Annotated in this window: 15 protein-coding genes; 6 read left to right on the top strand and 9 right to left on the bottom strand. The window is 48.9% G+C overall.

Annotated features, from left to right (window positions below):
• Positions 1-39 precede the first annotated feature (39 nt).
• Genes mreC through rodA form a run of 4 tightly spaced genes read left to right on the top strand, consistent with a single transcriptional unit; the run spans position 40 to position 4,673 of the window.
• Complete coding sequence (gene mreC, locus TY03_RS20785) at positions 40-888, top strand: rod shape-determining protein MreC (RefSeq protein ID WP_042373616.1); 849 nt, start codon at positions 40-42, stop codon at positions 886-888.
• On the top strand, positions 885-1,382 hold the full coding sequence (gene mreD / locus TY03_RS20780; protein ID WP_042373552.1) for a rod shape-determining protein MreD: 498 nt from the start codon (positions 885-887) through the stop codon (positions 1,380-1,382). The genes mreC and mreD overlap by 4 nt, the downstream gene beginning before the upstream one ends.
• A 2-nt stretch (positions 1,383-1,384) precedes the next feature.
• Positions 1,385-3,235: a penicillin-binding protein 2 gene (gene mrdA / locus TY03_RS20775; RefSeq protein WP_042373551.1), complete on the top strand. Its 1,851-nt coding sequence runs from the start codon at positions 1,385-1,387 to the stop codon at positions 3,233-3,235.
• Positions 3,216-4,673, top strand: a complete 1,458-nt coding sequence (gene rodA, locus TY03_RS20770; RefSeq protein ID WP_042373549.1) for a rod shape-determining protein RodA — start codon at positions 3,216-3,218, stop codon at positions 4,671-4,673. The genes mrdA and rodA overlap by 20 nt, the downstream gene beginning before the upstream one ends.
• Here the strand turns inward: rodA and TY03_RS20765 are convergent.
• The 9 genes from TY03_RS20765 to TY03_RS20725 form a co-directional block, all read right to left on the bottom strand.
• The gene (locus tag TY03_RS20765; RefSeq protein WP_042373548.1) at positions 4,670-5,140 is read right to left on the bottom strand and encodes a gliding motility lipoprotein GldH; all 471 of its coding nucleotides are present in this window, start codon (positions 5,138-5,140) and stop codon (positions 4,670-4,672) included. The two genes, rodA and TY03_RS20765, sit on opposite strands and share 4 nt — an antisense overlap.
• Positions 5,118-6,593 carry a regulatory iron-sulfur-containing complex subunit RicT gene (ricT, locus tag TY03_RS20760; RefSeq protein WP_042373546.1) on the bottom strand — a complete coding sequence of 492 codons (1,476 nt, stop codon included), beginning with the start codon at positions 6,591-6,593 and terminating at the stop codon, positions 5,118-5,120. The genes TY03_RS20765 and ricT overlap by 23 nt, the downstream gene beginning before the upstream one ends.
• Positions 6,594-6,630: 37 nt before the next feature.
• A complete protein-coding gene (locus TY03_RS20755) occupies positions 6,631-7,740 on the bottom strand; it encodes a DNA polymerase III subunit (RefSeq protein WP_042373544.1) in 1,110 nt (369 codons plus the stop codon).
• Between the two features lies 1 nt (position 7,741).
• Entirely contained in the window at positions 7,742-8,695 is a 954-nt protein-coding gene (metF, locus tag TY03_RS20750; RefSeq protein WP_042373615.1) for a methylenetetrahydrofolate reductase [NAD(P)H], read from the bottom strand.
• 132 nt (positions 8,696-8,827) lie between these two features.
• Positions 8,828-11,248 (bottom strand): ABC transporter permease, encoded by a 2,421-nt coding sequence (locus tag TY03_RS20745; RefSeq protein ID WP_052332585.1) that lies wholly within the window; start codon positions 11,246-11,248, stop codon positions 8,828-8,830.
• Positions 11,248-11,955, bottom strand: a complete 708-nt coding sequence (locus tag TY03_RS20740; RefSeq protein ID WP_042373540.1) for an ABC transporter ATP-binding protein — start codon at positions 11,953-11,955, stop codon at positions 11,248-11,250. The genes TY03_RS20745 and TY03_RS20740 overlap by 1 nt, the downstream gene beginning before the upstream one ends.
• Before the next feature lie 25 nt (positions 11,956-11,980).
• The gene (locus TY03_RS20735; RefSeq protein ID WP_042373538.1) at positions 11,981-14,386 is read right to left on the bottom strand and encodes an ABC transporter permease; all 2,406 of its coding nucleotides are present in this window, start codon (positions 14,384-14,386) and stop codon (positions 11,981-11,983) included.
• A 4-nt stretch (positions 14,387-14,390) separates the two neighbouring features.
• Positions 14,391-15,638: an efflux RND transporter periplasmic adaptor subunit gene (locus tag TY03_RS20730; protein WP_042373536.1), complete on the bottom strand. Its 1,248-nt coding sequence runs from the start codon at positions 15,636-15,638 to the stop codon at positions 14,391-14,393.
• An 11-nt stretch (positions 15,639-15,649) separates the two neighbouring features.
• Positions 15,650-16,957, bottom strand: coding sequence for a TolC family protein (locus tag TY03_RS20725; protein WP_042373534.1), 1,308 nt, complete (start codon positions 16,955-16,957; stop codon positions 15,650-15,652).
• 269 nt (positions 16,958-17,226) lie between these two features.
• On the opposite strand from TY03_RS20725, the gene TY03_RS20720 reads away from it, so the two are divergent.
• Positions 17,227-18,567 carry a sigma-54-dependent transcriptional regulator gene (locus tag TY03_RS20720; protein WP_042373532.1) on the top strand — a complete coding sequence of 447 codons (1,341 nt, stop codon included), beginning with the start codon at positions 17,227-17,229 and terminating at the stop codon, positions 18,565-18,567.
• Positions 18,568-18,575: 8 nt separating this feature from the next.
• A complete protein-coding gene (locus TY03_RS20715; protein WP_042373530.1) occupies positions 18,576-19,859 on the top strand; it encodes a sensor histidine kinase in 1,284 nt (427 codons plus the stop codon).
• Positions 19,860-20,826: the final 967 nt, after the last annotated feature.

The following is a 20,826-nucleotide window of genomic DNA, read 5'->3' as shown; positions in this document are numbered from 1 at the left end:
GTATATTGGCATATTATCACATTATCAAATTTTCTTCCTATGCGAAATTTACTGAATTTCCTTTTAAAATACAACTACTGGTTCCTCTTCATTTTGCTGGAGGTAGCCAGTTTTGTTTTGTTATTTCGCTTTAATCACTATCAGCAAAGTGTGTTCTTCACTTCGGCAAACGTAGTATCCGGGAAGATCTATGAAGTATCCGGTGGAATCACCTCCTATTTCCATTTAAAGGCGGTAAACGAAGATTTACTCGACCGTAATATGTTGCTTGAACAACAGATTACTCATTTGGAGAAAGCTTTAATTGAGCATCAGATAGATTCGATTACGCTCACCAGCCTCAGAAATTTACCTCAGACAGAATATAGTATATTTAAGGCGCATGTCGTGAATAATAGTATCAATGCCGTCGATAATTACATCACGATCAATAAGGGCGCGCGCGATGGAATTCGGGAGGATATGGGAGTAATTGACGGCAATGGGGTGGTAGGAATCGTTTATAAAACCTCTCCCAATTATTCGGTTGTTATTTCGATACTAAACAGCAAATCGAGTATTAGCTGCAAAATAGTAGGCAGCCAGTATTTTGGATATTTGAAATGGGAACATGGAGATTCTCGATATGCCTATCTGAAGGATCTGCCTCGCCATGCGGAGTTTAACTTAGGCGACACAGTGGTGACTAGCGGCTATTCTACAGTCTTTCCCGAAGGTGTTATGATTGGTACGGTGGATGATATGACCGATTCGAACGATGGTCTATCGTACTTATTGAAGATTAAGCTGGCTACTGATTTCGGTAAAATCGGCAATGTACGTGTGATTGCCAAGAATAATCAAGAAGAACAACGCGAACTTGAGCATAATAGCATAAGAAAAGAATGATTATAACCTACTTACATAGAATTGGATGGTTTGTTGGATTGGTGCTTCTTCAAGTACTGATCTTAAATCATATACATATTGCAGGATATGCTACCCCTTTCCTTTATGTGTATTTTATATTGAAGTTTGCTTCCGGTACTTCGCGCAATGAATTAATGTTGTGGGGGTTCTTTCTAGGACTTATCATTGATATATTCTCTAATACTCCGGGTATGAATGCTGCTGCGACTACCTTAATGGCCTTTTCACGCCCTTATTTCCTGCGTTTATTTATGCCCCGCGATCTGCTGGATAGTATCGTGCCGTCTTTTAAAACGATGGGTGTCTTTCCTTTCTTTAAATTTATGGTGGCAACTGTTTTTGTGCATCAGCTGACCCTGCTCTCTATTGAGTTCTTCTCGTTTACCAGTCTTCCTCTGTTATTATTGAGAGTGGTGGCTTGTACACTGTTGACTTGCACTTGTATTATGGCTGTTGAAGGAATAAGAAAATAAGCATGGCTAAGGATTATAATCTCGAAAAACGTAAATTTGTAATCGGAGGTGCCGCTATTGTGGTGATACTTATCTATGTACTACGCCTTTTCGTGCTGCAACTCTTGACTGATGACTACAAGAAGAATGCAGATAGCAATGCTTTTCTCAATAAAATTCAGTATCCGTCGCGCGGGGCCATTTACGACCGCAATGGAAAATTGTTGGTTTTTAATCAACCTGCCTATGATATTACCATTGTCCCAAAAGAGGTTGTAAACCTGGATACGCTTGATTTGTGCCGGACATTGAACATCACGCAAGCGCAATTTCTGAAGATTATCAGCGATATGAAAGATCGTCGGCGAAACCCTGGATATTCAAAGTATACCAATCAGCTTTTTATGGCCCAGCTCTCTGCCGAGGAGTCTGGTGTGTTTCAAGAAAAGCTGTTTAAATTTCCCGGGTTTTACATTCAACGGCGTACTATTCGACAGTACACTTACAATGCTGCTGCACATACATTGGGCGATATTGCCGAAGTTTCCATGAAAGATATCGAATCTGACGAGTATTATATCCGAGGAGATTATATTGGAAAACTGGGTGTGGAGAAGTCATACGAAAAGCAGTTGCGTGGCGAAAAGGGAGTTGAAATATTACTTCGTGATGCGCACGGACGTATTCAGGGACATTATATGGATGGGAAACTCGATAAGCGTCCCGTGCCCGGCAAGAATCTGACGCTGAGTTTGGATATTGATCTGCAAATGCTGGGCGAGAGATTGATGAAAGATAAGATTGGGAGTATCGTTGCCATCGAGCCAGAAACGGGCGAGATACTCTGTATGGTCTCTTCGCCTACCTTTGACCCTCATCTTATGATAGGTCGCCAGCGCGGAAAGAATCATTTGATGTTACAACGCGACTTTCAGAAGCCGTTGCTTAATCGGGCACTGATGGGTGCTTATCCTCCCGGATCTACTTTCAAGGCAGCACAGGCATTGACCTTTTTGGAAGAGGGAATTATTCAGGAAAATACACCCGCTTATCCTTGTCAGCATGGGTTTAATTACGGTAGCCTTCACGTGGGTTGTCATGCCCATGGTTCACCGTTGCCGTTGGTTCCTGCTTTGGCTACCTCTTGTAACTCCTACTTCTGTTGGGGGCTTTTCCGGATGTTTGGCGATCGTAAATACGGTTCGCCACAAAATGCTATAACCGTATGGAAGGATCATATGGTATCACAAGGATTCGGCTATCGGTTGGGCGTTGATTTGCCCAGCGAGGGGCGTGGCCTGATACCCAACGCTCAGTTTTATGACAAAGCTTATCGGGGGCGTTGGAATGGATTGACGGTGATTAGTATTGCAATTGGGCAGGGTGAAATTTTGGCTACCCCTTTACAAATTGCCAATCTGGCTGCTACTATTGCCAACCGTGGTCATTTTATTACTCCCCATATCGTGAAAGAGATTGAGAACGATCAATTAGATAGTCTTTATCGCTTTCCGCGGAAGACAACAATCAGTCCCGTTCACTATGAAGAAGTAGTAAAGGGGATGCGTGCTGCTGTAACGGGTGGTACTTGTCGATTGGCCAATATTCCGGGTATTGAGGTTTGCGGAAAAACCGGAACGGCACAGAACCGTGGGCACGACCATTCCTCTTTCATGGGGTTTGCCCCAATGAATAAACCCAAGATCGCTGTTTTGGTATATGTAGAGAACGGTGGTTGGGGGGCTACTTTCGGAGTGCCTTATGGTGCTTTGATTATGGAACAGTATTTAAATGGTAAGTTATCTCCCGAAAGTGAAGTACGGGCGGAGGAACTTTGTAATAAAGCAATATCATATGGTTACCAGGAGCGTTAGTTTATGGAAAACACTAGATTGGGTTACCATCTGCGTCTACCTGATTCTTGTCACCATTGGCTGGTTCAGTATTTGTGGAGCAAGCTATGATTATGGTGATCGGGATTTTCTTGACTTCTCCACGCGTGCAGGCAAACAGTTTGTATGGATTATCTGTTCGTTTGGCCTTGGCTTTGTATTGCTGATGCTCGAAGACAGAATGTATGACATGTTTGCGTACATCTTATATGTGGGGATGATTCTACTGTTGATCGTTACAATCTTCATTGCTCCCGATGTTAAAGGATCGCGCTCCTGGCTCCAGTTAGGACCGGTAAGTCTTCAACCGGCTGAGTTTGCTAAGTTTGCCACTGCGCTGGTGTTGGCTAAATACATCAACTCCTATTCCTTCAGTATCAAGAAGCCCAAATGTATGATTGCACTAATTACCTTCATACTGCTCCCGATGATGCTGATTATATTACAGAAAGAGACTGGTTCGGCATTAGTCTATCTGGCTTTCTTTCTCATGCTTTATCGCGAAGGCATGCCGGGTGTAGTTCTTTTCTCGGGGCTGTGTGCGGTGATTTACTTCGTGGTAGGTGTCCGGTTTGACCAAGTCTTTATCGCCGATACGCCAACCCCTATCGGTGAATTTGCAGTCTTGTCGATGGTACTTCTTTTTGCCGGTGGCATGGTGTGGGTTTATAAGAAGAGGTGGGAGCCCGTGCGCAACATCATTGGGGTGAGTGTGCTGGTGCTATTTCTGTCTTACTTGGTTTCCGAATACATAATCCCGTTTAATTTGGTATGGGTGCAATGGATACTTTGTTTGTGTACGATTATCTATTTGACCTATTTGTGGCTTAGTGGGCGGCAACGCTCTTATCTATTGATCGGGCTGTTTGCATTGGGGAGCATTGGTTTTCTGTACTCAAGTAACTATGTATTTGACAATGTACTTGAGCCACATCAGCAAATTCGTATCAAAGTGTTGTTGGGCATGGAACAAGATTTGGCGGGTGCCGGTTACAATGTCAATCAATCGAAGATTGCCATCGGTTCGGGCGGACTTTTAGGAAAAGGTTTTCTGAATGGTACGCAGACCAAACTTAAATATGTTCCGGAGCAGGACACGGACTTTATTTTTTGTACGATAGGAGAGGAGCAAGGTTTTGTAGGATCATCGGTGGTACTGCTCCTGTTTCTTACATTGATTCTTCGCTTGATTGCGCTATCCGAGCGGCAGCCCTCTGCATTCGGGCGGGTATATGGTTATTCAGTCGTTAGTATCTTGTTATTTCACCTTTTTATAAATGTGGGGATGGTACTGGGATTAACGCCTGTGATCGGTATTCCTCTGCCATTCTTTAGCTACGGAGGTTCTTCTCTGTGGGGCTTCACCATTTTATTGTTTATTTTCTTGCGAATTGATGCCGGCAGGGGAAGACGAATTTAACGGGTCAATGATAAGCCGGCATCGCGTATGCCTTCCAATGTCTCATCTTTCATCCCATGGCTCATTTTCAGTATATAATTACCTGCTCCTTTTACCTTTACTTTACCTAAAGGAAGTGTAGATTGGAGTAGGCTGCCCCATCCACTTCCCTTCCAGTTGCCTTCCTGATCGGCCAAAACGAACTCGAGTGTATCGGTTTGAAAAGTGAGGCTGTCTTGTAGGTTATGAGAAACGATTACGAATAAGTTTTGATATGGATACATTGTACTATTACGTACTTCAGCCGCTAATTGTAAGGTGGCGGGTAATGAATCGGTAATAGGTATTTGAAAAATGAGTGTATCACTCTTATTCCACCCCTCGTTAGGGATGGGTTGATAAGAATGATACACCGTCTGTTTCATGCATGCAACTGCCAGACATGAGGCAAGCAGTAGCATACCGCTATTCTTGAGCAGAGGCTTCATCGTTTTTTTTCTTTTCCGGTCTGTTGTTCCCATTGTTTCGTGGCTGTTGTCCACGGTTGTTTCGAGGTCTATCGTTTCGAGGTCGCTGTTGTGAGGCGCCATTGTTGTTACCTTCTGTCTGCTGTGCCTGTCGGTTTTCGGGCCTCGGCGGGCGATTGCCCCTTTCGGTCCTTTCATTATTGGCAGCAGGCCTTTCGCCACGAGGTCTTTCGGTATTACGGTTTCTCTCTCTGTTGTTTGGACGTTCTGTCTTATTAGTCCTTTCAGCGTTTTGAGCTTTGTCACTCTCTGTGCCAGCTTCTAACGGCGGACGGTTGCTGTTGCCTTTTCTTTTCTTCCGGTTCCGGTTGCCTCCATTGTCGGTGCCTTCGCGGTTTCCACCCTCTTTGCGACGGCGATCCCGGTCAAAGCGTGTCAGGCTCTCTTGTTCGAGTAAGTCAGTCGGCTTTTTAGGCTCAGGCTTTTGTTCCTCTTCAAGAAGACTGTCGGGCTTCAATCCTTTTTTGTTCATTGCGATAATTTCAAAAGCTCTTCGGCCACTGATGGTTACCAGATTGGCTGGGAAATTCCTGTCGGTCGAATAAGAGATCTGATTCGTCAGAATATCCGCTTTGAAGAAGTAGAAGAAGCCATCTTTCGTTTCCAATTCAATCTCTCGTGACGGCAGACGCTTCTGAGCTTCTACATAGCAATCTACTTCGTAGTTCAGGCAACACTTCAATTTGGCACATTGCCCTGCCAGCTTTTGTGGATTAAGCGAAATATCTTGAAAGCGTGCGGCACTGGTCGAGACCGAAACAAAGCTTGTCATCCAGGTGGCACAGCACAACTCTCGGCCACACGGACCAATACCGCCGATGCGTCCGGCTTCTTGTCGGGCTCCGATTTGCTTCATTTCGATGCGTACGCGGAAAGCGTCAGCCAATACTTTGATGAGTTGACGAAAATCCACTCGCTCATCGGCGATGTAATAGAAGATAGCCTTATTACCATCCCCTTGATACTCCACGTCGCCTATCTTCATATTCAGCCCCAAGTCCGTTGCAATTTGTCTTGCACGAATCATGGTAGTATGTTCTTTGGCTTTCGCTTCGTCGTACTTTTCCATGTCTACCGGTTTGGCCTTTCGGTAGATGCGTTTGATTTCCGTATCCGGTTTTACATTGGCTTTCTTCATTTGAAGCGGAACCAACCGACCGGTTAGCGTAACTACGCCAATATCGTGTCCGGGAGTTGCCTCTACGGCAATCACATCCCCCTTTTCCAGCTTTATCTTATTGCTGTTACGGTAAAATCCTTTGCGCGTATTCTTGAATTGAACCTCTACCATCTCGCTCTCTTCGGCATTGCCGGGGATATCGGCCAGCCAGTCATAAGTATTCAGCTTTTTATCTTGTCGGGAGCAACCTTTGCAGCAAAGTTTGCCACTCCCATTATGCAGTTTAAAGTCCATCTTTTTTATATATTAGTGTATTTCCTCTTTAGTTTGCTTAGCGTTTGAGCAGTACGATCATTTTGAGTGAGAAGTCAAAAAAGACCATCTTTGCGTTAACATTCTGTTCAATATGCTGCTCTGCTTCGCTTAGTTCGTCCATGATACCGATGACATTCCATTCGTTAATGAACGGTGCAAATCGGGTGGCAAACTGTTGCTCCTCTAATGTTAAATAGTTGAGTTCCTTTTCCTGTAGGTTAAAGATAAAGTTTTCGCGTATCATGTGCTGGCAGTAAGCGAGGAAGTTTTTTTGTCGCTCGCGTCCGATGCCTGCTACCTGTTCGCTCCATAGCTTCATCTCTTTAATCTTTCGTTGGTAGGAGAGGCGCATTAGGTTAACGAAGAGATCGAAGAACAGCTTGTTTTCTTCATTCAAATGAATCGTTTCGAGTGCTTTGACAAAGCTTCCGTTGGCCAGATGCGCTATCGATAGGCTGTTGGCCGGTGCTACCCCGTATTTTGTTTGCAGTGCGTTGGCAATGCTTGCTTTATCTAATTTGCGAACATTAATGCGTTGTGTCCGGCTTAGTATGGTGGTTAGGAGCATTTCGGGTGCTTCCGAAACGAGTAAGAAGAGCGTTTTCTCGGGTGGCTCTTCGAGTAGCTTCAAGAGCTTGTTGGCACAAGCCGTCTGCATCTTTTCGGGTAGCCAGATGAGTGTTATTTTATACCCGCCTTCGCTTGATTTCAAGCTAAGTTTCTTCATGATCTCGTCGCTCTCTTTCGTATAGATCACTGCTTGTGCATTCTCGGCAGCTATTTCGCTCAACCAATGATTGAGTGTGAAGTAGGGGTTGTTTAATACAAGTCGACGCCACTCTACGATATAGTCATCGCTTCGCCCAGATTTTACTACGGGAAATACAAAATGTACATCGGGATGCACTAGTTTATTGAACTTGACGCATGATGGGCAGACGCCACAGGCATCTACCTCCGAGCGGTTGGTGCAGCTGATGTAGCGTGCATAAGCCAATGCAAGTGGCAACTTTCCGGTTCCTTCGGGTCCGCAGATAATTTGGGCATGAGGGATGCGGCCTTCATTTACCTCTTGGATCAATCTTTGCTTGATCTCTTCCTGCCCGATGACGTCTTTGAAAAACATATTAATAAATCGCTTTTGCTACTTCGCTAATACTGTCTACCGCTCCGATAGAGTAAAAGTGAATGCTGGGAACGCCATGAGCCATGAGCTCCCGGCACTGTTTGATAGACCACTCCACACCAACCCGATAGGCTGCCTCGTCATTGGCGCATTTCATTGCTTCCTGTGCCAGCTCTTCGGGCAAATCGACTTTGAACGTCTTAGGGATCATGCTTAGTTGCGATACTTTCTTAAAGGGTTTGATGCCCGGGATAATCGGTATCGTAATACCTGCCTTTCGGGCACGATCCACAAAGTCGAAATACTTTCTGTTGTCATAGAACAGCTGTGTGACGGCATATTCGGCACCCGCCTCTACTTTCTTCTTAAGCCAGTATAGATCCAGTTCCATATTGGGAGCCTCTTCGTGCTTCTCGGGATAGCAGGCTACGCCGTACGAGAAAGGGGTATTGGTTACTTTCATTTCGGAACCATCGACAAAGATACCGTTATTGAAGTTGTTGATCTGTCCTTGTAGTTCGACCGCGTGGCTGTATCCACCTTTCTCGGGCGTAAATACCGATTCGTGCTTGGCTTTATCGCCACGCAGCACGAGCAGGTCGGTGATGCCCAAAAACTGAAGATCGAGCAATACATATTCCGTATCCTCACGGCTAAATCCGCTGCACAGCAGGTGGGGCACCACGGTGATGTTGTATTTGTTTTGAATAGCTGCAGCTACCGCCACCGTACCCGGGCGGCGGCGCAAGCGGTTACGTTGAAACAACCCGTTGCCTAAATCCTTGTATACATACTCACTCTGGTGTGTGGTGATATTGATGTATTTCGGGTCAAATTCGCGTAGTATATCTATGCTTTCATATAACTTCTCGATTCCCGTTCCCTTTAAGGGGGGGAGTATCTCGAAAGAAAAAGCGGTTTTCTCGTTGCTATGTATTAAATCAATTACTCTCATTCGTTCGTTGGTTATTATCCGGCTTGTGGGATAGCCGACGTGCATAATGAGGCAAAAATACAAAAAAAGGTTGATAATTCTTGTTTTTAAGTAGATAAACTACATAGCATATCCTTTCTTGCTCTCAACGGGTCATTCGTACTGAAGCGAACGTGCCGGTTTGCTGATGATAATCGTCATCGCCTGACAGGCAACCGTGATGAACGAAATGAAGAACAGCAACAATACAGGCCAGATGAAAAATGTGGCTTTCATTTCCGTGCGGAAAGCATAGTGACTAAGCCAGTTTTGCATACTGAACCACGCTATGGGTAGCGCAACGACGACCGCTATCAAAATCAGTTGGAAGAAATCTTTCCCTAACTGATAGAACAGGTTCCAACGCGAAGCACCCAATACTTTACGGATGCCCATCTCTTTGGTGCGTGTGCTGCAAGCGAACATGACCAACACCCACAGCCCCATGCACGAAATGAAGATAGCCAAACCGGTGAAGGAGCCGATCATCCAACCGAATACCTCGTCCTGTCTGTACTGATGGTTAAAGTACTGGTCAAGGAAGAAGTAATCGTAGCTCGAATCCGAGAAGTAGCGTTTCCACAACTCCTCCACCTGAGCAACCAGCTCCTTCGGATCGCCCGAAGCCATCACGACGGAGATGTAGCGTTGCGGCAACCAATCTATCTTGTCTTTATGAATCAACATAATCGGGGTGTAGTTTTTACTCAGTGCCTGCTGATGGTAATCTTTCACCACTCCGATAATCTGCATGGGAGCATCGGTACACTCTACGTTGATTCGTTCGCCAATGGCTTCGTCGTTAGAGACAAAACCGAGGTTTCTTGCAGAGGTTTCATTGATAACCAGTTTGTCTTTGTCGTCGCCGAACTCTTCGGAAAATCCTCGTCCGGCCACTATCGTCAATCCGTAGGCATCGATATAGTCTGGGTCGCACGAGAGCATTTCGTACAGGCGGTTTTGTTTCAAGGCGTCGTTAGTGCGACGGTTTGACAGGAAGGTGGCTACCTCTTCGCCCGGCACTGCCCCCGAGAAGGTTACTTTGTGTACGAGCGGTAGCCGGGCAATGGATTTCTTCAAGGCTTCCAGCTTGGTGTTCATCTCTTCCGTCTGTCCGGGGAATTTGATGACAAGGGTTTGTCCGATCTTTACCCCCAGCGATTGGCTGCGCATGAAGTTGAGTTGTGCGAATACGATCAGTGTACCGCAAAGCAAGACCATAGATGCGGTGTATTGCATCACCACTAATACTTTTCGGGTGCGCTTGCCCGATGTGCTGTTAAGGAATTTTCCTTTTAGTAGCGTAATCGGCTTGCGGTTAAGCAGTGCCAGTGCCGGATAGTAGCCCGACAGAAAGATGCCTGCAACGAAGGCGGCTACCAACGCCATCCACCAATCGTTGGTCAGCCATACCGAGAAACTAACGCTGCGCCCTACCAACTGATTGAAGTAGGGAAGAATGATTTCGATAATGCCTATGGCCAGTGCCAAAGCAATCAGGTTCATCACCAACGCTTCGAACAGAAACTGTGCTATCAGTTGCTTACGAAAAGCACCTATCACCCTGCGCACACCTACTTCTTTGGCTCGCTCCATCGAACGCCCTACCGTCAGGTTGATGTAGTTAATCCAAGCAATGGCTAAAATAGCGATGGCGGCAAAGAGCAAGGCGATCATGGCCGACCGATTTCCTTTGGTTTCGGCCTCATAGCCAAGCTGCGGGGTCAGGTGAATGTCTGCTAAAGGGATGAGTGACACACCCCATGTTTTGTTCTTTAAAGCTTCGTCCGTTTTATACTTCTCTGCCATCTGGGGGAAAGCCTGCTCGATCTCTCTCTTACGTTCCGGAGAGTCGAGCAACACATACGTATAGGCTTCGTGTTTGTACCAATACTCTTGTACATGAACCGGCAGAGAGGTATAGGAGAGTAAGAAGTTGTACCGTATATGCGAATTCGATGGCATCTCTTCCATTACTCCCGTTACTTCGCACTCCACCTTTCCTATATGGCTGTTGAAAACGAGTATTTTGCCCAGCGGCTCCTCGTCTTTGAAGTATTTTTGTGCGATGCGTTCGGTGATGACTACCTGCCGGGGCATGGCGAGGCAGGTTTTGCGGTCGCCCTTCCGCAGGGCGAAGTCGAATAAGCGGAAGATTCCCGGGTCGGCATAGGCTACCTGATTCTCCCTCAGCGTCAGTTCGCCGTATTTTACAATCTGCTCCGGTTGTATGATCGAACCGATGCGGGTGTAGTCTTCGATGCCTGCCAAATTCTCTTTCATCGCCGATCCGTAGCCAAAGGAGCTCGTTGCCCAGTAATCGGTCAGCTCTTCTCCTTCGTGAAAAGTACTTTGCACACGGAATATACGGTCGTGCCGGTTGTGCATCTTGTCAAAACTGAACTCAAAGCTTACATACGTCAGAATGAGCAGCGCCGATGCCATGCCGATTGCTAGTCCGGCGAGGTTGATAAAACTAAACCTTTTTTGCTTCATCAGGTTCCGATAGGCGCTGCGCCAATAATTTCCTATGATCATACAGCATCGTTTTTAGAGGGTTCGAGTCGACGGTTGATATTCTCGGACACAATTCGACCGTCGAGCAACCGGATCACCCGGTGTGCATAGGCGGCATCTCGCTGCGAGTGGGTGACGATAATAATCGTAGTGCCCTGCCGGTTCAGCTCGGCAAGCAGCTCCATCACTTCGATACCGTTGACGGAGTCGAGATTGCCCGTCGGCTCATCGGCAAGCAGCAGTTTGCTATTGGTTACTACGGCGCGGGCAATGGCTACCCGCTGTTGCTGCCCGCCCGAAAGTTGTTGGGGGAAGTGGTTGGCGCGGTGCAGCAGATTCACCTTTTCGAGCACTCTTTGCACGTTCGCCTTCCGTTCGGATGCTTTCATGCCCAGATATACCAGCGGGAGTTCTACGTTTTCGTAGACCGACAGCTCGTCGATCAGGTTAAAACTCTGGAAGATGAAACCCAGATTTCCTTTACGGAGTGCCGTCAGTTGGTTTTCGCTCATCTTGTCTACCCGCTTGCCTTCGAAAAAGTAAGACCCGGAAGTGGGCGAATCGAGCGTGCCCAGAATATTGAGCAAGGTCGACTTGCCGCACCCCGACGGCCCCATGATGGCTACGAATTCGCCTTGTTCTACCTGTAAGCTCACTTCGTTGAGTGCCTTGGTTTGTACTTCGGTGGTTGTGAAGAGCATCGAGAGTTTTTCTGTCTTAATCATGATTTGTTGGTTTGATGGTTTGTTACTATTCGCTTTTTAAAATGCGCATCGGTTTGAGGCGGATGGTGCGCCAAACCTGTTGCAGCAGGGTGAAGGTGGCTATGAATGTCAGTATCCCGAACGTGAGCAAGTACATCCACCAAGAGGGGGTGATGTGGAAGGCATACGTTTCGAGCCAGCAGGCCAGCAAGAAGGCCGACAGCGGCACGCCGATAGCCGATGCCACGAGTGTGAGCAGCAACAGCTCCCGTGTCAGCACCCAGAAAAGGGTCACCTTGCCGGCTCCCAGTATTTTGCGGATGCCAATCTCACGCAGACGCGAGAGGGCCGAAAAGAGTGCCACCACCCAGAGCCCGAGACAAGCCACAAAGATAGCCAGCAGCGAAGCACCCGCAAAGATCCACCCGAAGTTCCGGTCTTGCTTATATAGCTGGTCGGTCAGCTCGTTGAGAAAGAAATGCTGAAACAGCGAATCGGGGAAATACTGCCGATAGAGTTCCTCTACCGCCTCTACCTGTTGTTGCTTGGGATTGTCTTTGAACAATATCGAGAGATAGGGAGTGGTAATGAACGGTATCTTCTCTTTCAGGAAGAACAAGATCGGTTTGTAAGCCACAGCCATCGACTGTTGGTGGTAGTTTTTGGCAATGCCGATTATCTCGAGCGGTTCGGCCAATATCTCCATCTTCAATTGTTTGCCTACGGCTTCGTGCGCCGAGGGGTAGCCTAAAAGACGGGCGGCCTCTTCGTTGAGTACGACTTTGTTTGACTCATCTCCGTATGTCTCCGAGAATCCGCGTCCGCAGACCAGTTCTTGTGCGTATGTAGAGAGATAGTTACAGTCTACCGCGAACATCTGAATCAGCTTGACTTGCGACGGGTCGCTGCCGAACGGGCGATTGGTGAAGTAATTGGCTACTTCGACCCCCGGTACAGCACCCGACAGGGCGACCGACTCGATGTCGGGTTCTTGTTGCAGCCGTTTCTTGAAGCTCTCCATGCGGAGCTCCATCTTGGGGGTAAACGAAGGATGTTTCACGATGAGCATCCGGTGCATCATCGGCTGGGCGCTTTCATCGCGCATATAGCGTATCTGGGCGATGACGGTGATCGTGCCCGTCACCAGCACGAACGAGGCGATGAACTGAACCACGATCAGCAACTTCCGCATCCGGTTGCCGCGTTTGCCGTGAAGCAGTGTGCCACGCATGATCTCCGACGGACGAATCTTCAGCATCAGGAGCGACGGGTAAAGTCCGGTAAACAGTGTGCCGGTTATAAGAATGATAAGGAACAGCAGCCAAAAGGGAGCGTGTACAACCAGTGCCGCCCCGAAGTGACTGTTTGCCCAGCGCTGAATCAGGGGAAGCAAAAGCTCCAGCCAACCCAAAGCAATAATCCCTGCCAGCAGATGGGTGATGCCTGATTCGAGCAAGCCTTGGGTGATGATTTGCCGCCGGGAAGCACCAAATACTTTGCGTAGCCCGAACTCTTTGCCACGCTCCAAAAAGCGAGCGATAGTCAGATTCAGTGCGTTTGCCCATCCGATGACCAACAGGACAACGCCCATGACCAGCAGAATGACGATGGCGGTACGGCTTCCCTTTGCCTCTTTCTCATAGGCTTTCTGAGGAGTCAGGTGGATATCCGTTAATGGAATCAGCTCCACCGCCCACGTTTTATGTTTAAGCGCCTCTGTCTTGTATTTGTCGGACAGGCGGCCGAAGCCGGCTTCAATGTCGGCGGGCGATTTTCCGGGAGTCAGCCGAAGATAGGTATAAACACCGTGAATGTACCAGATGTCCTGACTCCTGGCAGGAATAGACGAGTAGGAGAGCAGAAAGTCGTAGCGCAGATGCGAGTTCGCAGGCATATCGGCCATGACGCCTGTCACCTCGAACGTCTGCTGCGAGGTGGCGGTGCGAAAAGTGAGTATCTTGCCCAACGGCTCGCTGTTGCCGAAGTAGCGGTGGGCGGCACTCTCAGAGACAACCACCGTATGGGGGCGGACCAACTGCCCAGACGTTTCGCCCCGGACAAGCGGGAAGTTAAACACCTCGAAGAAAGCCGGCTCGGTGTAGCAGTAGGCCTCTTCGGTAAACTGCCTTTCGAAGTAGCCGACCACCTGTTCGCGGTCTTGGGCGGTTATCCGCACATAGGTTTCGATACCGGGAATCTCCCGCTTCATGACCGGGGCGTGTCCGTAAGTCGTGGTTGCCCAATTATCGGTCAATACGTCGCCCTCATACAGCCGGCTTTCGGCACGATACACGCGTGCCCCGTTGTGAAACGAGTCGTAGCTCAGTTCCGACCACACATATAGAAAGATGAGCAGCGATGCTCCGATGCAGACCGATAACCCGAATACGTTGAGTATGGAAAGCGGGCGCCGGATGCGGTGGCTCTGTCGAATTTGTGAGAAATAGTCCATAGGTTCAATTCAAATATAAGCGTTCGTTGTCTCCAAATAGTTCGTAACCCGAGATGATAACCCGTTCGCCGGGCTTCAACCCTTCGGTTACTTCATAGTATTGCGGATTTTGCCGTCCGATACGCACCGGGCGTCTCGTGGCAAATTTACCATTTTCATCTACAACATACATCCACCTGCCTCCGGTTATTTGAAAGAAACTTCCACGCGGCACCAGTATTGCCTGTGCCGGGTCGCCCAGTTGCAGGTTGATGTGATAGGTCTGTCCGGCACGGATGTTCTCGGGTCTGCCGCCGGTAAACTGCAAGTCGGTGCGAAACTGTCCGTCTTTGACCTCCGGGTAGGGCTTGCTCACTTCGAGCCGGTAGTTTACCCCGTCGCGTGTGAAGTCGGCCGCAAGCCCTGTCACGACACGCTCCACGTAATGTTCGTCGATCTGTGCCTGTACCTTGAGCTCCGGGGTGATAATCTGCCCGATGTGTTCGCCCGCGGCAATCAACTGCCCCACCTGTGCATCCAGATTGCCCACCTGACCGTCGAGCGGCGCTTTGATCTTCAAACTTTCGAGCCGCTCGCGTACGAGAATGATGCTGCGCTTCATGTTGCGTATGTTTTCGTCGAGGCTGCCGATCTGGCTGTCGCGAAAGATGTCGTTCTGCCGAATGCGCTCGTCGATCACCTCCAGTTGCTCGCGGGCGGCTTCATACTCCTCTTCGGCTTGCCGAAACGCCTCTTGCGCAATCAGTTGCTCCTTGATGAGGCGTGCGTATTGCTCGTAGCGGCGCTGTTTGGATATCAGTTCCTTCCTTACGCCGATGCGTTCCTGCTTCAGTTGCAACCGTTCCTGCTCCATGCTGATGCGGGTGTTGCGCAGTTCGTTTTCCTGATAAGCCAGATCGGCTTCGCTCTGCATGATGCCGATGTTGAGCAGCGGGTTGCTTAGCCGCAAAATCACCTCTCCGGCTTTCACCATCGCCCCCTCTTCGCGCAGCCGCTCTTCGACCCGTCCGCCTTCGATGGCATCCATATAGATGATATGGGTCGGCATCACCTGCCCCACGATGCGGATGTAGTCCGAAAACTCTCCTTTTGTAACCGTGGCTATGGTCAGTCGGTTGGCTTCTACGCTCATCGACGAGGAGGTGTTGCGGAAAATAAAGAAAAGAATCACTGCTGCCACGATCAATATCCCTGCCGCTATTCCGGCATACTTACGTTTCAGTAAGCTCTTTTTCTCAATAGGTGTATCCATTTGCTTCTTGATTAATTGGTTTCGATAAACCGCCCGTTGCGGTAATAGTACTCCATCTTTCGGGTCATCTCCACTTGCAGCCGCACGCGCGTCAGCTCGGCTTTGGCAGCGATGAAGCGGTTGCGTGCCTCCATCAGCTCGAATACGGAAAGAAGTCCCTCTTCCCATTTTCGCTCCGATTCGCGAAGCACCTGCCGTTCGGCAGCCACCTGCTGCAAGGCTTGCCTATGCTCCGCTCTGCCGGCATGGAGGGCGAGGAGGGTCTTCTCTACATCGGCGTATATCTCTTGTTTCAGTGTCTCCTCTTGGTTTTGCAGTCGATAGCGGTTCAGCTTCTGTTTTCGGAGCCGGCCGATACGCTCCAAACCGTCCAGCAGCGGAAAGGAGACGCCTATGCCGATGTAATTGCCTACATTGTCGCGTAGCTGTGGTGCCGAGAAAAGCGTATGGCCGTATCGCGAGCTCACCTGAAAGCGGGCGAAGAGCGAAGGCGCAAACTGTCCCGCCGCCACCGCCTGCTCTTTGCGGGCGGCTTGTTGCTTCAGTGTCATCAACCGGACAGCCGGCAGGGCTGTGAGCGATTGCTTGTATAGTGATTCTGTTTGTGTTATTTCCGATGTCGGAAGAGTCTCTTCCTCTATCGAATCGGGTGGTATCAAGGCGATCTCTTTGTCTGCGTTCATTAACTGCCGCAACTCCAGAACCGCTAACCGGTGGCTGTTTTGTCGCGACTCATGCCGGTAGGCATCTCCGGCACGGCGAGCCTTCACCTCTTGCAAATCCGACACCGACTTCAGTCCCAACGTTACGAACTGCTCGGTTTGCTTCAGGTATCGTTCGCTCAGCAGACTTTGCTCGGCGGCGAGTGCAAGCAGTTTGCCCTCGAGTATCACCTTATAGTAAGCGTCGATTACGCGGTAGGCGAGTTCGTTGTAGCACTCTTGTTGCTCCAACCGGCTGCGCTCTTTGTTGATTTGTCGAAACTTCACCCGGTTGATGCGTGCAAAGCCTTCGAAGAGCGATAAGGTCATGTCCAGCCCTACGGTTCCCTCTTCGAAAGAGTCGGTGGTGTAGCTGTTCGTATTCGGGTCGATGGCTCGCCCCCGGCTGCTGCCTGCCTCGGCACGAACGGTTGCCCGTGGCAAAAACGAACCGATGGCCGATACATAATCGGCTTTCGCCTCGCGAATCGCTATGTCGCTGTTCCGTATCTCCGGGTTTCGGCTCCAAGCCATGCGGATGCAGTCGTTGAGCGACATGGACTCTTGTGCATGCAGGTGTGCGGGTAGCAGGAGTAATAATAAATATATTCTTTTCATGACAACGGATAAGCAAATGCCGTGCCGTTATTTTCAATTTATTGAATAACAGGGTGTTGACGGTTTGTTCGAAAGTGTATTGTCCAGTTCTTATACGCTAATCCGTCCAATTGTTGGACGATGGGGAGCGAATCGGGTTCAGCCACCTTGTTTTTTCTTCTTTTTCTATTTTCTTCGCCCGAAAACGTCCAAATCTTAGACACTCTCTTGCAGCGAGCCTCGAAAACAAATACCTTTACCACAAAACTCAACCCTGTCAACTTTTGTATATGGAAAACGGAACGATTCTTATTGTAGACGACAACAAAAGTGTGCTTGCCTCCATCGAACTACTGCTCGAGAGTGAATTCAGTAAGGTTCGGACGGCAAGTAACCCCAACCAGATCAGTTCTCTGCTTACCACCCAGTCGGTCGATGTGGTGATTCTCGATATGAACTTCTCGGCCGGAATCAATACCGGCAATGAGGGGTTGTATTGGCTCAGGCAGATTCGGCAGATAGCACCCTCGCTTCCGGTAGTGATGCTTACTGCCTATGGCGATGTGGAACTCGCCGTGAAAGCACTCAAGAACGGGGCTTTTGACTTCTTGCTCAAACCGTGGGACAACCGGACGTTGCTACAAAAGGTCAAGGAGGCCTATCAGAGTGCCCGCAAACCGTCCAAGGCCGTCGGCTCCGCTGGCAAAGAGGGGTTGGAGATGATCGTAGGACATTCGCCCGTTATGCTGCACCTCATTAAAGTCATCGGCAAGGTAGCGGCAACCGATGCCAACATACTGATAACGGGCGAGAACGGAACCGGGAAAGAGATGCTGGCGCGGGAGATTCACCGCCTCTCGACCCGTGCCGCCCGCCCGATGCTCAGCGTCGATATGGGAGCGGTTAGCGAATCGCTGTTCGAAAGCGAACTGTTCGGCCACGAGCGGGGAGCCTTTACCGATGCCTATGAGACGCGTCCGGGCAAGTTCGAAGCGGCCGACAAGAGTTCGCTGTTTATGGACGAAATCGGCAATCTGCCCCTATCGCTTCAGGCCAAGTTGCTCCACGTGCTTCAGAGTCGCAACGTCAGTAGGGTGGGGAGCAGCCGACCGCTTCCGGTCGACTTTCGGTTGATCTCCGCCACGAACAAAGACCTTCCGCTCCTGATTCGCGAGGGGCAGTTCCGCGAAGATTTGTTTTACCGTATCAATACCATCCATCTGGAGATTCCTCCGTTGCGCGAACGAGGTGACGACATCCTGCTCTTTATCGATGCCTTTCTGCGCAAGTATGCCGCCAAATACCGGAGGAAGCAGTTGCGTATGCACGAACAGACGATTGAGAAACTTTGCAGCTATCACTGGCCGGGAAACATCCGCGAGCTGCAACATGCCATCGAGAAAGCCGTGATTCTCTCCGAGGGCGACGTCATTCGTCCCAAAGATATGCTGATGGCGCAAAGCTGGAAGCCCCGCACACCGGCAACCATCGTCCCCCAGTTGGAAGAGGTGGAGCGGCAAGCCATCGAAGCGGCCATCGAGCAGAACAAAGGCAACCTGACCGCCGCTGCCGGGCAGTTGGGCGTGAGCAGGCAAACCTTGTATAATAAACTCAAACGATTTAAAACGTGAGCAAGTCGATGTGGTTCAATCAGCGTCTTTACTTTCTGATTCTGGCCTACGTGCTGCTGATTCTTCTGACGGCCGGAGCCGCGGGGTGGCTGTTGTGGTCGCATACGGGTATCATCATCGGTACGATGCTCATGGGGTGTGCGTTGCTGCAAATAGCCGCTCTTGTGCATCGTCTCAACTCCTTCAATCGCAAAATCAGACTGTTCTTTGATGCGGTGGAAGATCGCGAGAATATGTGCTACTTTCCCGAAACGGGCAGGGGCGACGAACAACAGCAGCTTCATCGTTCGCTGAACCGCATCAACGAGCTGCTGGCTCAGTCCAAAGCCGATCAGCAGAAGCAAGACCGATTCTACCGGTCGCTACTTGAAGAAGTTCCTATCGGCGTGCTGGCATGGAACGCCACCGGGCAGATCGTCATTGCCAACCAAGCTGCACATTCGCTGCTTGGCGATGCCGCGCTCGTCAACCGTTGCGGGGTGGAATCGTTTCTGGAACAGCACAATAACCTGAGCGTTTCGCGGAGTGAAATGAAGTTGCAGGCCGAAGTCATTACGTTGCTGTCGGTCAAAGACATCGCCAACGAACTGACCGACCGCGAAAGTGAGTCGTGGGGTAAGCTCACCCATGTGCTTACGCATGAGATTATGAATACCATCGCTCCCATCATCTCGTTGTCTCAAACACTGTCCACCTATACGGATGTCGATCAGAAAGTGCACCGCGGGCTCGATATTATCCGCACGCAAGGCGAACGGCTGATGGAGTTTACCGAGTCCTTCCGCCACCTCTCCTATTTGCCGCCACCCGATAAGCGGCTCTTCTCGCTGAGCGACTTGCTTCAGAATCTATACGAGTTGTTGCAGGGCGATATGCAGGTGCGTGCCATCTCTTTCTCTATTCGATCAGCTCCGTCGTCAATCTCCTTCTTAGGCGATGAGAATCAGTTCTCGCAAGTATTGCTTAATTTGCTGAAGAATGCTATGCAGGCTTTGGAGGGGCAAACGCAAGGCAGCATTCGTGTCTGTCTACAGCAAACCACCGATTGTATCCTGATCGAAATTGCCAATAACGGTCCCGTCATTCTGCCCGAAATGCAGGAAAAGATCTTCGTCCCCTTCTTTACGACTAAGGCCGAAGGTTCAGGTATTGGTTTGAGCCTTTGCCGGCAAATTCTCCGTTTGCACAAAGGGCATTTGTTCGTCAAGGAAAGTTCCTCGGAGCAAACGGTCTTCTGCATCGAGCTACCTCTCGAAGAGCATGACTCGGAGGAGTCAACGAACGCCTCTTAATGGCTTATCAGGTAGGCATGATTTGTTTTTGGTGCTGATATAATTGCTTTCTCACCTAGGTGGGGAGATATTCTCACCTAGGTGAGAAGGTCTACCCACCCGGGTGAGAACTTCGTCTCACTTAGGTGAGAAGGTCTTTTTGACTAGATCAAAAAGGTTTTTTGAGTAGGGATAAACGAGTTGTTTGCTTGGGCGAATAATGTCAATGTACCGCTCTTTGACTGATAACAGCTTGTGGATGCGTCAAGACGATGTTGCTTCAAGGGCTCGGTGCACGATAATTCTTTCTAGTCGAGCTACGGCAGACGTGTGCAACCCTAACGTAACCTTCCGTCTTTCCACTTTCCGATAAATTTCGGTCCAAACTTCTCTTCGGCTATTCCATGTCCTTCTGCATCATAAATAGAATAAGTCTGCTTCCTCTCGAACCTTATGCAGAGCATTTCGTAAAAAGAAAGTTGAATATGGTTTAGATATAAAGTTTGATAGAGCTATATATAATATCGCGCGCGCGTATATATTATAATGTGTGTCCTCTTTGCTTTCCTTTTTCCCTCTTCCTGACTTATGTTTTATAACACATCTCTCATTCAGTGTATTACAAATTAATTTCATATTTATTCAAAATAAAAGGTGTTTAAGTTTGGCTTGTATGGGTAAAAAGCCTACTTTTGCATCCGCTTAGCAAGAGAAGCTAAGCCTTGAAAGATTGACATTCTGTTTAAAAGCTCGCAGAGGCTTTTCTTCCTTTCGCAAGAGAGACGACAAGAGAAGCGCACGAGACGAAAAAGAAAAACAAAAAAACTTCTCAAAAGTTGTGGTGTTTTAAAAATAAAGTCTTACCTTTGCATCCGCTTTTAAAACGAAGCATACTTAAAGAAGCGTTCTTTGAAAGATTTACATAAACAATACAAGTAGTACAAGAGCGAGAGACTTGTCTTTTTAGATAGGAATCTCGGGTAAAATT

It is taken from the genome of Bacteroides neonati, from assembly GCF_000499785.1.
GTDB classification, from domain to species: Bacteria; Bacteroidota; Bacteroidia; order Bacteroidales; family Bacteroidaceae; genus Bacteroides; species Bacteroides neonati.
Note: the sequence above shows the minus strand (reverse complement) of the source record. Positions and strands in the feature narration are given on the sequence as shown.